We start from the raw sequence: 13147 nt of genomic DNA, 5'->3' as shown, positions 1-13147 counted from the left end.
GTGTCACCCAAAGCGTCGGACCAAACGATACACGGGATAGCTTGCGGCCAGTACCAGCAAGGACGATACGCTATTTCTCGGGTCGCCCAGCACGGCCGCTATCAAGAATGCAACCGAGACGAGAAGCGCCAAGCCGGTGGTGTACGGATATCCCCAGGCGCGATACGGCCGCGGTAATCGTGGCTCCCGGCGGCGCAGCACGAACACGGCCAAGAAAGCCATGACGTAGTTGGCCACGAAGAAAAAGGCCATGACGGCGGCGATTTGTTGGAAGGAGCCCGTCAAAATGAAGAGAGCGGCCGCGCCCGCGCTGCAGAGCAATCCGAGCGCAGGCGTGCCGCCTTCGTTGACGCGCGTGAACGCTTCGGGGAGGAGCCGATCGCGGCCCATGGCCAAGGGGGTGCGGCTGCCCATCAATTGGTAGGCGTTGATGGCGCTGATCATGCTGACGATGGCCACCACGCGAAGGATCACCGCACCGCGCTCGCCAAAGACGCGGTGGGTGGCCGTGCCCATCGCCAACGTCTGCCCCGCTAGACCTTCGACGGGAACCACCCGCACCAGCGCCGCGTTCACCAGGAGGTACAGCGCCATGATCGATAGAACGCCGCCGATCATGGACCGTGGCACGTCGCGCGCGGGAGCGCGCACCTCCTCACCGAAATAGATGACACCGTACCAGCCGTCGTAGGTGTAAATGACGGCCTGCAGTGCGATGAGCATCGCCACCGCGAGTGGCATGGGCTCCGAAGGCAGCGCGAGCGGCACCGTGGGGTCGGTCCTGGGCGGTGCCCATGCGAAGAATGCGAGCAGGAGAAGCGCGAACACCAGCGCCTTGGCCGCACTGGATGCATTCTGCACGAAAGAGCCCCAGCGGATCCCGCGCGCTTGCAAAAGGGACACGATGGCAACGGTTGCCAAGGCAACATGTGTGTGGCGCCCGCCAAGCGCGGGAGCGAGATCGCACACGTACTCGCCGACGACGATGGCCGTTGCCGCCAGCGAGCCGCACTGGGCGAGCCAATCGGTCCATCCTACGACGAAGCCCGCGAAGTCACCGAAGGCGCGGTGGGCAAAGACGTAGTACCCGCCGGAGCGCGGAATGGCCGCCCCCAGCTCGGAAAGGGAGACGGCGCCGAGCAGCGCGTAGATACCGCCGATGACCCACACCGCGAGGAAGAGCGCGGTGTGGGGAAGTTGCGCGGCCACCTCTCCCGGCGTGCGCAGGATGCCGGCGCCGACGGTGTTGCCGATGGTGACGGCCAAGCCGAAGCCGACACCCAGCACGCGTAGGAGCGTGCCGCGCGAGGTCATGTCCGATGGATGCTTTGCGGGAAATCGAAGAACTTGTCCGCGTCGTACACTTTGGCCACTTGCTGCAGGCGGGCCAGGTTCGCCCCGTAATAGGCTTGCCCCCAATCGGCCATGCGCGGGTCGATGTAATTGACGTAGGCGCCAAAGCCCACCGCGTCCACCAGCGCCGATTGCACGTGGGCCACGGCTTGCTCGGACTCCGCGCGGTTCTCGGCGGTCGCTCCCCGATAGACCTGCACCGTGGCCAATGCTTGGCGATGTGGGAACGCCGTGGCGTGCGGTGCGAGGTTCTGAACGGCGCCGCCAAGGCCGTCGATGAGCAAGTTGAGCGTGACTTGATCCCGCATCACGTCGGCTACCTTCTGCGAATCCGCCCATTGCGCGATCACGCGCGACGAGCCTACGAAGGTGGCGCGGTCCAATTGCCCTCCGCCGGCGTCGGATTCTCCCCGCAGGTGGCATTGTTCGACGGTGAGCGTCGGGCAGCCAGCGAAGTACATCATGGTATCCATGTAGCCTTTCTCCGTGGCGGAGCGGCTCGACGGCTGCACACCTGCGCGTTGAATCAAGTTGTCGATGTGCGGGGCCAGATCGGAGGCGCTGCCCACGAAGCACCCTCCGACGTAGATGCCCGCGGGGTTGCCTGCACCGCCGGAGACGATGCAATTGGACCAAAGTTCCTTGGGGACGGCCGCGTACCAGAATTGCCAGGCGCCGAGCACGTCGACCGCGGATCCTCGGGGGAACGAGACTCCGAAAACGGTGAGCACCGGAGGCGCCGGTTGCGTGCGGAACGTGAACGAGGTGACGATTCCAAAGTTGCCGCCGCCGCCGCCGCGCAGGGCCCAATACAGATCTTCGTCGGCGCGCGGGCTCACCGTGCGGCGCGAGCCGTCGGCCAGGACGATGTCCGCGGAGAGCAGCGCATCGCAGGTGAGCCCGTATTTGCGTGTGAGCGCGCCGAGGCCGCCGCCGAGCGTGATGCCCGAGATGCCCACCGTGGCGCACGAGCCCGAAGGCAAACAGCGCCCCGCCTCCGCAAGCTTGGCGTACACGTCAATCAACTGCGCGCCGGCGGCCACGATGACCGTGTCCGGTGAGTCGATGACCACGTTGGAGAGTCGATGGAGGTCGACCACCAGGCTGCCCGGCGCCGTGGAATACCCACCAAAGCTATGGCCGCCACTTCGGGCCGCCACGCGCACCTCGTTGCGGCGTGCGGCCTCGATGCACGCCTGCACGTCGGAGGGCGCTACGCACTCGGCCACCGCCGCCGGAAGTTGCGTATCGAATAGCGTATTGTGCGCCCGCCGCACGGTATCGTACCGCGCGTCACCTGGTAGCACGAGGTCACCTCGCAGCTTCCGGCGGAGCTCGTCCCAGGTCGAGGGGCTGGCGTCGAGCACCTCCCCAATTTTCGTGGGGTTGTCGTCATCGTCGTGGCACGCACCAAACGCCGCCGCGGCGGCGCCAAAGCCTGCAACCTTAAGGAGGGCACGCCGGCCCAAAGTAGAAGTTTTCACGCCCCCGAGTCTAAGCCTTAAAGCTCCCAGCCTGGTTGATAAAGATGGCCGTGGGCTTCGTCGAGCGCTTTGCGTACGGCGGGGGAGTGTTGGTAGATGTCCACGAATTGATGCAGGCGAGGGTCGTCGTGGCTTTCCGGGCGGATGACGAACTGAATGACGTATTCCTTGTGATCCAGGCCATCGAACAGCAGCGCTGACTGCGGCTCGAAGGTCTTGGCCAGCCGAATGTAGGCCGGATAACCTTGAACGAGGTCGGCATCGTCGTAGGCGCGCACGAGCTGTACGGCTTCCACCTCGACGATTCTCAGGTGCTTCGGGTTGGTGACCACGTCGTCCCGTGTCGCTTTGTAGCCAACACCCGGCTTCAAGGTGATGAGCCCCGCCTTGGCCAAGAGTTGCAGACCGCGTCCGCTGTTGACCGGATCGTTCGCGATAGCGGCCTGCGCACCCTCGGGCAGCTCGGCAAAGCTCTTATACTTCTTCGAATAGAGCCCCACGTTGTTCAAAATACCCGACGCGTAGGGCACCAGGTCGAAGTGGCCCTGCTTTTTTGCATTCTCCAAAAACGGGACGTGCTGGAAATAATTCACGTCGATATCGCCATTGGCCAAGCTCGTGTTCGGCGTGACCCAGTCACTGAACTCCACCAGCTTCACCTCGAGCCCCTGCTTCTTGGCCTCGGCCACCGCAGCCTCCAACGGCGGAACGAACGCCCCAGTGGTGCCCAGCCGCAACGGTGCGGCATTGGGCTGGGTGACGGCACGGGATGCGCGATGGACGCCGAAGGCGAGGGTAAGCGTGATGGCAATGGCCGCAATGGCACCCGGCCACGACGGAGAAAATATGCGATTCATCGTGGTGCTCCTGTTTCGAAGAAGAATGGGGATTGAACAGGAAGACGGGAAGACGGGAAGGTTTATGAGGGTTTTTGTCTGCATTCTGCGCAATAAAAAAAACTTCCCGTCTTCCCGTCTTCCTGTGAACCTCTCAAAGCGCCCGAAAGCCGGCCCCGACGTGCTGTGCGGGCAATGTGTCACCGGCTCCGAAGAGCTTTTGTCGGAAGGTTCCTGGTGTGTATTCCGTTTTGTACGAGCTGCGGTTCTGCAATTCGCGAATCACGAGGTCGATGAAGTCCTCGTAGCTCTCAGTACGCGAGGGACGTGTATTCCGTGGAGCGGTCGCGTGGGTGCGTCCAAAGGCGGTGGTTGATGTGGCCTACGCAATTCATGTTGAAAGGCATTGAGCAAGATTCGTTTCTTCGGCATCGAACGGCCTCAAAGGGTGCCGCGGCGGGGCGGCAGTTCGTCGTTCAAATAGTAATTGCCTGCGGCGTGGTATTCGGCGAGCACCGCGAAGGAAGCCCCGGGCCGCCGTAGTCTTTGGGAATGGTGATGCTCCCCAGGTCGCTGGCGCTGAATCTCTCCAACTCGTCCACGGGGAAGATTCGCTCGCGGTCGCGCCGGGATGCATCGCGTCCGGCCAGCGTGGCGAGTTCATGCGCGGCGTGGATCGCCTCCGCCTCGCTCTCGAGAATGTGTGCCATGGGAAAAGACCTCGCTTCGTGGAGCAGGCGTCGCCGTTGGCGGGGCCTCACGAAGGAGGCGCCGACCTCGGCGAGCCTAACGACAGCGAAGCGGTTCCATGGATGCGGACACCGTTACCGCAATCCGCGGCAAAGTCAACGCCGGGTCGCGCACTTGGAGTCAGGCCTCGGGCTTTGTCACGAAAACCGCAAAATGACGAGCACGTACGATTGCATGACAAAACGGTGTCTATGAATCCATGTTGCCTTGTGAGGAGGGCATCATGCGACAGACCTTCGCGGGCCTGCTGCTGCTTAGTCTCGTCTACGGGACGGCGGGCGGCTGTCTAACGCGCCCCGTTGTCCACATCGATCCGACGGACAATGCAACGTTCATCAAGACCATAGGCTCCAGCGCCGTCGACAAGATCGACCTGCTGTTCATGATCGACAATTCGGCCTCGATGGGAGACAAACAGGAGTACCTGCGTGCGGCCATTCCCGATCTGCTGCAGAGTCTCGTCGCGCCGATGTGCATCGACGAGAATGACCCGAAGAAGGTCGTCGGGCGCTCGCAGAACGATGGGCAGTGTCCCGCCGGCTCGAGGGTGGAATTCCCTCCCGTACGCGACATGCACATTGGCGTGGTGACGTCGTCGCTGGGGCCGCGCCTGGGCGCCGATTGCGATCCCTCGGCCACGAGCGATGGTCTTTCTCTTCACAAGGACGATGCGGGACATCTCGTCAATCGGGCTGGGGCATCCCAGGTTCCCATCGAGAGCATGAAGCCGTCGAACTTTCTCGCGTGGTTTCCCAAGGTGGAGCAAAACAAGGACAAATCACCGGGGCCCGGTGCATCGCCCGTGGAGAATGCCGAGGCTCTGCAAAAGCAGTTTCAAGACGAGGTGGAGGGCATCGGCCAGCTGGGTTGCGGCATCGAGTCGCAGCTCGAGAGTTGGTACCGCTTCCTGGTGCAGCCGGATCCGTACGAAAGCCTCGCCCGGGATGCGGAGGGGAGGGCCACGTGGGTGGGCGTGGACAAGACGATCCTCAAGCAGCGTCACGACTTTTTGAGGCCCGATTCGCTGGTGGCGGTGATTGCCCTCAGCGACGAGAACGACTCGGAGATCGATGTGCGGTCGGTCAACGGAACGGCTTACCATTTCCTGGAATCGGGGTTTCCGCCACCACGGGGGACCGCGCCCTGTGCGACGAATCCAGCCGACCCCAATTGCAAATCGTGCGCGCTGGTGGATCCGGCGACGCGGGACGCCGATCCGAGCTGCAAAAAAGGCAACTACGGCGAGGTGCGGGATTGGGGGAATTACACCGGGCTTCGACATGTCCATATGAAGGAAAAATATGGCATCGACCCGCAGTTTCCCATATCCCGCTACGTGACCGGGCTGCGCTCGCCGCGCGTTCCAGATCGAACGGGGGAGTATCCGAAGCAGGGGTATTACGTGGGCGACACGAATTGCCAGAATCCGCTGTTCGCGGCCGCGTTGCCCGACGGGTCGGATACGAGCCCCGCGACCCTTTGCAATCTGCCGCCGGGCACCCGCACCAAGGAACTGATTTTCTATGCGCACATCGGCGGGGTGCCGGCCAATCTTCTGCATTACGATCCGAGCGACCTGCAGAAGAGCCGGCTTTCGGAAGCCGACTGGACGAAAATTTTGGGGCGCGATCCCGAGCATTTCGACTATTCGGGTATCGACCCGCACATGATCGAGTCGTTCGCGCCGCGCCCCGCGGTGGGGCATCCGGAGACGGAGGCCGGAAACGGATCGGATCTCGTGCACGGGCGTGAGTGGGTGACCAACGTGGGAGGGGCGCGTCCAGTCGATATCCAATTTGCGTGCACCTTCGACCGGGTCGACGTGGACACCGGTGCACCGCGCGAGCTCGATTGCACCAACAGCGTGGACAAGCAAATCTGCGATTGCCCGGAGCGTTCCGATGTGCCGTCCGGCCAGGTGCCGCCGGTCTGCAAACCCGGCGACGTGACGAAGCAGATCAAGGCGAAAGCCTACCCGACGGTTCGCGAATTGCTGCTGGCGCGCTTGATGGAGGGGCAGGGAGTCGTCTCGTCGATCTGCCCCATCCACGTGCGCAAGACGACGCCAGACGATCCATTGTTTGGATATCGGCCCGCCGTCGCGACCATCGTCGATCGACTGAAGGACGCGCTGGCCAACCAGTGTGTTCCGCGCAAGCTGCGAATCGATGAGGGCCGGGTGGCGTGCCTGGTTCTCGAGATGTTGCCCGATCCCGGCGATCCGAGCCAATGCGACAATCCGTCCAAAGGATTGAAACGCCCGGAGCCTGATGCGGTTAAGCCGTTCTTGGAGCAGGAACTGAGCCTCTGGAAGACCGCCGGTGGCGAGCGCTCGGGCCGTCCCGATCCGCGTACGAGGCCGATCTGCGAGGTCATACAGCTTCCAGCCAATTCGGATTGCAGCAAGGGTGAGGCGGATGCCGGCTGGTGCTACGTCGAAGGCGGGCGCTGCCCGCAGGCGATTCTCTTTTCGAAAGAGGGAAATCCGCCATCGGGCGCGCTGACGCGGCTGCAATGCATCGACGTGCGCACCGATGGGGGCGCACCATGAAGTGGGTTGCACTTTTCTCGATGGCTTCGCTGGCGGCCCTGGCCGGCTGCCATGGTCCGCGCGCGGTGGGGACGTCGGAAACGGGGAGCGTCGAGGGCACCATCTTCGTCTGGGACGACGAAGCGCACACCTCGAAGCACCCGCTCGACGACGCCGTCGTGGCGCTTACCCAATATGCCGGCAGGGTGGCCGAGCCTTCGCCCGCAAAGCGCATCGTCTTTACGAACGACGGGTTTCCCTCCCGGACGGTCACCATGACGTACGGTCAGCGGCTCGACATCGTGAACGCGTCCGACCGCGTTCTCGGCCCCAGCTTCGATCAAGCTCCGATGCCCGCGCTGATGGTTGCGCCTCCAGGTGGTCCGAACACGCAAGCAGATCCCATTTCACTGCATCCGCCGCACGCCGGGTATTTCACCCTGCGCGATCGCATGGGAAACGATGGCGTGCGCCTCGATGTCTACGTCTTGCTCCATCCGCTTCACACGGTGAGCACGGCGGGGGGGCGTTACCGCATCGACGGCGTTCCCTCGGGAACGATGACCGTGAATGCACGCGTGGCGAGCGTCGGTGAAGCGTTCGCGACCGTTCAGGTCGCAGCCGGCACCGTGGCCATCACGCACGCCGATCTCCATCTGGAGTACCGACCGAAGATCACGCGCGCTCCGGCATCCGCGCGGATCATCCCTTGAGCCACCTTCGTCGCGTTAATGCTTGCGGAACCTGACCAGCGTTGTAGGCATTAGCGCGTGAAAAATATCGAGCCGGCGAGCTTGGATCGAGATGCGGTGATGGCTCTTCGCGACGAGCGGATCGACTGGCGCTTCAAAGGCATGCCGGCGAAGCTGTTCGGTACGCGCGTCGTCGACGCCGTGAATGCCGGGCTCGATCTGTTCAACGACGATTTCGTCGGGCCCCTGGTCGTCCTCGACGAGCCTGCGCTGGAGCACAATCTGCGAACCATGGCGACGTGGTGCAAACGTCACGGCCTCGCCCTTGCGCCGCACGGTAAGACGACGATGTCACCGCAACTGTTCGCGCGGCAGCTCGATCACGGCGCGTGGGCCATCACCGCGGCCAATATCAGCCAACTTCGCGTCTACCGCGCATTCGGGGTCAGCCGTGTTCTGATGGCGAATCAATTGGTCGACCCGGCCGCGATTCGCTGGCTCACCGGCGAGTTGGACCGCGATCCTGGGTTCTCCTTTTCCTGCTTCGTCGATTCGGTCGCGGGCGTTGGCCGCATGACCGACGTTCTGGCGTCGCATCCCTCCGTTCGAGGCCGCCCCATCGACGTCATGGTGGAACTCGGCGGCGCGGGCGGTCGCACCGGCGCGCGCGGTCTTGCGGCGGCGGTCGAAGTGGCCGAGGCCGTAATGGCCAGCCCGGCGCTGCGCCTCGTGGGCGTGGCCGGGTACGAAACCGCGCTCGTGCGTGGTGCGAGCCCCGAAGATCTCGCCAAGGTGGATGCGTATCTATCGGACATCCGCGAGCTCGTGCTGCGCCTTGCGGAGGGCGGCCACTTCGTCGACTTGGGCACGGAGCCCATTCGCGTGACCGCCGGCGGCAGCGCATACTTCGATCAAGTGGCTGCGGCGTTCACCCAGACGTGGCCCGCGGGCCTGCACGTGCTCGGCATTCTGCGGAGCGGTTGCTATTTGACCCACGACGATGGTCTGTACCGCCGCCTCTCGCCCTTCGGTCGCGAGCACCGCATGGAGGGCGGCACACCGTTCCGTCCCGCGATCCATGCTTGGGCCCAAATCAGCTCGCACCCCGAGCCAGCTCTTGCGCTCCTCACGATGGGTCGGCGGGACGTCCCGTTCGATCAAGATTTGCCCGAGCCGCAGTTTCGGCGCCGCAATGGCGGGGTGACCGTGCCGCTCATTCAGTCGCGGGTCACGGCATTGAACGATCAGCACGCGTTTCTCGCGGTGGGCGAAGAAGATCGTGTCGAGGTGGGAGAATGGGTGCGCTTTGGGTTGTCGCACCCCTGTACGACCTTCGACAAGTGGCCGCTCATTCCCGTGGTGAATGGAACGCGCGTCGTCGATCTGGTGCGCACCTTCTTCTGATAGTGAGTCTCCCATGGATATCGTCTTCCGTGGGGTGCGGGTGGCCGACGGTAGCGGGGCACCTTCTTTTCGCGCCGACGTAGGCCTTTCCAAAGGTCGCATCGAGGCCATCGCGCGCGAGGGTGCTCGCCCGCTCGGGGGCCACCGCATCATCGATGCCTCGGATTTGGTGCTGGCGCCCGGCTTCATCGACATGCACTCGCATTCGGATCTGCAGGTGCTCGCCAAGCCGGATCACCTCGCGAAGATCTCCCAGGGTGTCACGTGCGAGGTCATCGGCCAGGACGGCCTGTCCTATGCGCCGGTCAACGATGCGGTGCTCGAGACTTTGCGCGCGCAGCTCGCGGGGTGGAACGACGATCCGCCGGGGTTTTCCTGGGACTGGCGCAGCGTGGGCGAATATTTGGATCGCCTCGACCGCGGCATCGCGGTGAATGCCGTGTACCTGGTGCCGCAAGGTACCGTGCGCATGCTCTGCCTCGGTTGGGAAGACCGCCCGGCCACGGCCTCCGAGCTCGATGCGATGCGCACCATGATCGACGAGGGCATGGCCCAGGGGGCGGCCGGCCTCTCGTCCGGATTGACGTACACGCCCGGCATGTACGCGGGCACCGACGAACTGGTCGCCTTGTGCGAGGTCGTTGCGCGCCGCCGGGGCTTCTACAGTCCGCACCACCGCAGCTACGGCAAGGGCGCCGTCGAGGCGTATGCCGAAATGGTCGATGTGTCACGCCGCTCCGGCTGTGCGCTGCACCTCGCGCACGCGACCATGAATTTTCCGGTGAACGCGGGCCGAGCGGAGGAGCTTTTGCACCTCGTCGATCGCGCGATGGCCGGCGGCGTGGACATCACCTTGGATACGTACCCGTACCTCGCCGGGGCCACGTACCTTTCCGCGCTGCTTCCCAGTTGGGTCACCGAGGGGGGGCTCGATGCCGCGCTGGCGCGCCTGTCGGATGCCGACACCCGCGAAAAAATCCGGCGCGAGCTCGAAGAAACGGGCTCCGACGGCTGCCACGGTGTTCCGGTGGACTGGCGGTCCATCGAAATCAACGGCGTGCGCCACGCCCACAATGCGCACCTGGTTGGCCATAGCGTCGCGGAGTCCGCATCGCGCACGCGAAAGGCGTCTGCAGAATTGTACTTCGATGTTCTGCGCGACGAGCGCCTGGGCACCTCCTGTTTGATGCACGTGGGCCACGAGGACAACGTGCGGGCCATCATGCGCCACCCGGCGCACACGGGCGGCAGCGACGGCCTCTTGGTCGGCAATCGTCCGCACCCGCGCGCCTGGGGCACATTTCCGCGCTACCTCGGGCACTACGTCCGCGAACTCGGCGTGCTCGGATTGGAAGAGTGCATCGCGCACCTCACCGGCCGCGCGGCCCGTCGATTGGGGTTCACGGATCGCGGCTTCGTTCGCGAAGGCTACGCGGCCGATCTCGTCTTGTTCCACCCGGACCAGGTGGCCGACACATCGACCTACGACGATCCGCGCCGGCGCGCGGCGGGCATTCCCTATGTCTTCGTCAATGGCGTGGCCGTGATCGACGACGGACGTCCTACCGGCGCCTTGCCGGGCCATTCCCTTCGCCATATGTCGTAAAGTCCAGGAAAGAACATGGATCGATTGCACTGGCTGCAACACGAGACCGGTGGCCTGCTCACGCTGTCCGCCGTAGGCATTGCCGTTTTGCTCCTGTTGATCATTCGATTCAAGATCGAGCCCTTCATCGCGCTCCTCATTGCAGGGCTCTTGGTCGCACTCGGTGCGGGGCTCTCGGTCGAGCAAATCGTCGGCTCTGCGCAAAAGAGCTCGGGCTCGCTCATCGAGGCGGGATTTGGCAACATTCTCGGTCACGTGGCCTTGATCATCGGCCTCGGCACCCTGCTGGGAGGCATTTTGGAGGCCTCGGGCGGTGCGGAGGTGCTCACCGCCAAGTTGCTGCGAATCTTCGGCGAAGAGCGCGCGCCGCTCGCCATGGGGTTGTCCGGTTTGATCTTCGGTATTCCCGTATTCTTCGACATTGGCATCTTCGTGCTCGCGCCGCTCGTGTACGTGGCGGCGCACCGTGGCGGTCGGTCCATCGTGCTCTATTCGATGCCCTTGCTCGCGGGGCTCTCCATCACGCACGCGTTTCTTCCGCCGCATCCGGGGCCCGTGGCGCTGGCTGGCCTTCTGCACGTGGAGCTGGGATGGCTCATCGTCATGGGGCTTCTCTGCGGGCTTCCCGCGTGGCTCGTGGCGGGGGTCTTCTACTCCTCGTGGATCGGTAAGCGCATCAACCTGCCCGTGCCCGAGGACATGCTCGCGGCCGCGCAAAAAGCGGAAAGCAAGACGCGCAAGCCGCCGTCGCTCGGTCTGGTGGCGGCCATCGTGGCCATTCCGCTGACCCTCATTCTCTGCGGCACCTTCGGCAGCATCCTCTTGACGGGCACCTTGCGCAGCGTGGTCGTCTTCCTGGGAACACCTGCGGTGGCGCTGACCATTGCCATCTTGACCGCCTTTTGGCTCCTCGGTTCCCGTCGTGGCATGAGCAAGGAAGAGTTGGCGCAACTCGCCAGCACGTCCCTGAAGCCAGTGGGCATGATCATCCTCGTCGTCGGAGGCGGCGGCTTTTTCGGCGCGGTTCTGTCGGCCACCGGTGTGGGCAAGGCGCTGGCCACCACACTCGCTTCGGCTGGCCTTCCCATCATCGCGTTGGTCTACGTGATCAGCTGCGGTCTGCGCGTCGCCCAAGGCTCCGCCACGGTGGCCATCGTGACAACGGGTGGCATCATCGCGCCGCTTCTGCCGGATCTTCACTACTCGCAGCCGCGCCTCGCATTGATTGCGATGGCCATCGCCTCGGGATCCATCATCGCCTCCCACGTGAACGACGGCGGGTTCTGGATCATCTCGCGCTATTTCGGAATCCCGGTCAAAGAGACATTGGCCACCTGGACCGTGCTGGAGACGATCCTCTCCGTTGTCGGATTCACCATGGCTGCGCTGCTGAGTCTCGTCATTCCATGAGGGGCAACATTCAACTTCATCGGCGGTGGGCGGTAACGTAACCTTGGTAGATGCAAGAACACGCTCGCCGTGATGGGCTCGCGCCCGCCGTGGTCCTCATGCAGTTGATCACCGGGAAGTGGGTCAGCCAAGCCATATCCGTCGCCGCCGAACTCGGGGTTGCCGATCAGTTGAAGGATGGAGCTCGCTCCAGTGACGAATTGGCGGCTGCCGTCGGCGCGAACGAAGATGCGTTGTATCGGTTGCTTCGCGCACTCACCAACGTCGGCCTCTTTCAAGAAGATGCGGCGCGCAGGTTCCAGCTCACGGAGCTCGGCCAGTATTTACGACGCGACGTTCACGGCAATTTGAATGGTTATGCGCGGTTCCTCGGAGAAGAGCACATGTGGAACGCCTGGGGCCAATTGCGCCATAGCGTTCGCACCGGCGAGCCCGCATTCGATCATGTCTATGGCGAGCCCATATTCGATTACGTGGCCAAGGCGCCCGACGTTGCGGCGGTGTTCCAGGATGCCATGACGTCCATCAGCGGGGCCGCTGGGCGCGCGATCGCCGCGGCGTACGACTTCGGCAGCGTGCGAAAGCTGGTCGACGTGGGCGGCGGTCATGGGTTCTTGCTCGCCACGATTCTCGCGGCGAATCCGCGATTGAAGGGCGTGGTGTTCGACGTGCCGCACGTGGTCGAGGGCGCGCGGCAGCTTTTGCGCGCCGAGAACCTCGGGGATCGCATCGAGGTGGTGAGCGGAGACTTTTTCGACGCGGTTCCCCAGGGAGGGGACGCGTACATCATGAAGCACATCATTCACGATTGGGACGATGCGCGATCCATCGCGATTCTGCGCAACTGCCATCGCGCCATGGTGCCGGGCGGCAAGCTGCTCGTGGTCGATCAGGTGGTTCCTGCGCCCAACGAAGTGGACTTCGCCAAGCTGATGGACCTGGAAATGCTCGCCCTGACCCCCGGCGGTCGTGAGCGAACGGCCGACGAGTTCCGCAAGATCTTTGCCGCGGCAGGTTTCACGCTGACGCGAATCGTTCCCACGGAAGCGTACCTCTCCGTGGTCGAGGGCCAGGCAGTGTAA

At 63.9% G+C, this 13147-nt stretch carries 10 protein-coding genes; 6 read left to right on the top strand and 4 right to left on the bottom strand.

The genetic code is table 11. From position 1 onward, the window contains the following. Positions 1-3 precede the first annotated feature (3 nt). From LVJ94_41625 to LVJ94_41610, 4 genes are all read right to left on the bottom strand, one after another. Positions 4-1314, bottom strand: a complete 1311-nt coding sequence (locus LVJ94_41625) for an APC family permease (GenBank protein WXB03393.1) — start codon at positions 1312-1314, stop codon at positions 4-6. Next, entirely contained in the window at positions 1311-2837 is a 1527-nt protein-coding gene (locus tag LVJ94_41620) for an FAD-dependent oxidoreductase (protein WXB03392.1), read from the bottom strand. The genes LVJ94_41625 and LVJ94_41620 overlap by 4 nt, the downstream gene beginning before the upstream one ends. A gap of 17 nt (positions 2838-2854) precedes the next feature. After that, positions 2855-3694 (bottom strand): MetQ/NlpA family ABC transporter substrate-binding protein, encoded by an 840-nt coding sequence (locus tag LVJ94_41615; protein ID WXB03391.1) that lies wholly within the window; start codon positions 3692-3694, stop codon positions 2855-2857. 455 nt (positions 3695-4149) lie between these two features. Beyond that, on the bottom strand, positions 4150-4383 hold the full coding sequence (locus LVJ94_41610) for a hypothetical protein (protein ID WXB03390.1): 234 nt from the start codon (positions 4381-4383) through the stop codon (positions 4150-4152). Positions 4384-4646: 263 nt separating this feature from the next. Between LVJ94_41610 and LVJ94_41605 the strand changes: the two genes are divergently transcribed. The 6 genes from LVJ94_41605 to LVJ94_41580 are packed head-to-tail and all read left to right on the top strand — an operon-like array spanning position 4647 to position 13147. Next, entirely contained in the window at positions 4647-6974 is a 2328-nt protein-coding gene (locus LVJ94_41605) for a hypothetical protein (GenBank protein ID WXB03389.1), read from the top strand. Continuing rightward, positions 6971-7666 (top strand): hypothetical protein, encoded by a 696-nt coding sequence (locus tag LVJ94_41600; protein ID WXB03388.1) that lies wholly within the window; start codon positions 6971-6973, stop codon positions 7664-7666. Before LVJ94_41605 ends, LVJ94_41600 begins: the two co-directional genes overlap by 4 nt. Before the next feature lie 57 nt (positions 7667-7723). Next, positions 7724-9049 (top strand): alanine racemase, encoded by a 1326-nt coding sequence (locus LVJ94_41595; GenBank protein WXB03387.1) that lies wholly within the window; start codon positions 7724-7726, stop codon positions 9047-9049. Between the two features lie 13 nt (positions 9050-9062). Beyond that, positions 9063-10655 carry a D-aminoacylase gene (locus LVJ94_41590; protein ID WXB03386.1) on the top strand — a complete coding sequence of 531 codons (1593 nt, stop codon included), beginning with the start codon at positions 9063-9065 and terminating at the stop codon, positions 10653-10655. A gap of 15 nt (positions 10656-10670) precedes the next feature. Then, the gene (locus LVJ94_41585; GenBank protein ID WXB03385.1) at positions 10671-12065 is read left to right on the top strand and encodes a GntP family permease; all 1395 of its coding nucleotides are present in this window, start codon (positions 10671-10673) and stop codon (positions 12063-12065) included. A gap of 50 nt (positions 12066-12115) precedes the next feature. Beyond that, a complete protein-coding gene (locus LVJ94_41580; GenBank protein ID WXB03384.1) occupies positions 12116-13147 on the top strand; it encodes an acetylserotonin O-methyltransferase in 1032 nt (343 codons plus the stop codon).

The organism is Sorangiineae bacterium MSr11367 (assembly GCA_037157805.1).
GTDB classification, from domain to species: Bacteria; Myxococcota_A; Polyangia; order Polyangiales; family Polyangiaceae; genus Pendulispora; species Pendulispora rubella.
The sequence above is the reverse complement of the archived record's forward strand: the minus strand, read 5'-3'. Positions and strand labels throughout refer to the sequence as shown.

What these genes read in the sequence shown, in the direction of transcription:
- LVJ94_41580 (WXB03384.1), top strand. Translation starts at nt 12,116, where the DNA reads ATGCAAGAACACGCTCGCCGTGATGGGCTCGCGCCCGCCGTGGTCCTC.
- LVJ94_41615 (WXB03391.1), bottom strand. Translation starts at nt 3,694, where the DNA reads ATGAATCGCATATTTTCTCCGTCGTGGCCGGGTGCCATTGCGGCCATT.
- LVJ94_41600 (WXB03388.1), top strand. Translation starts at nt 6,971, where the DNA reads ATGAAGTGGGTTGCACTTTTCTCGATGGCTTCGCTGGCGGCCCTGGCC.
- LVJ94_41610 (WXB03390.1), bottom strand. Translation starts at nt 4,383, where the DNA reads ATGGCACACATTCTCGAGAGCGAGGCGGAGGCGATCCACGCCGCGCAT.
- LVJ94_41605 (WXB03389.1), top strand. Translation starts at nt 4,647, where the DNA reads ATGCGACAGACCTTCGCGGGCCTGCTGCTGCTTAGTCTCGTCTACGGG.
- LVJ94_41590 (WXB03386.1), top strand. Translation starts at nt 9,063, where the DNA reads ATGGATATCGTCTTCCGTGGGGTGCGGGTGGCCGACGGTAGCGGGGCA.
- LVJ94_41625 (WXB03393.1), bottom strand. Translation starts at nt 1,314, where the DNA reads ATGACCTCGCGCGGCACGCTCCTACGCGTGCTGGGTGTCGGCTTCGGC.
- LVJ94_41585 (WXB03385.1), top strand. Translation starts at nt 10,671, where the DNA reads ATGGATCGATTGCACTGGCTGCAACACGAGACCGGTGGCCTGCTCACG.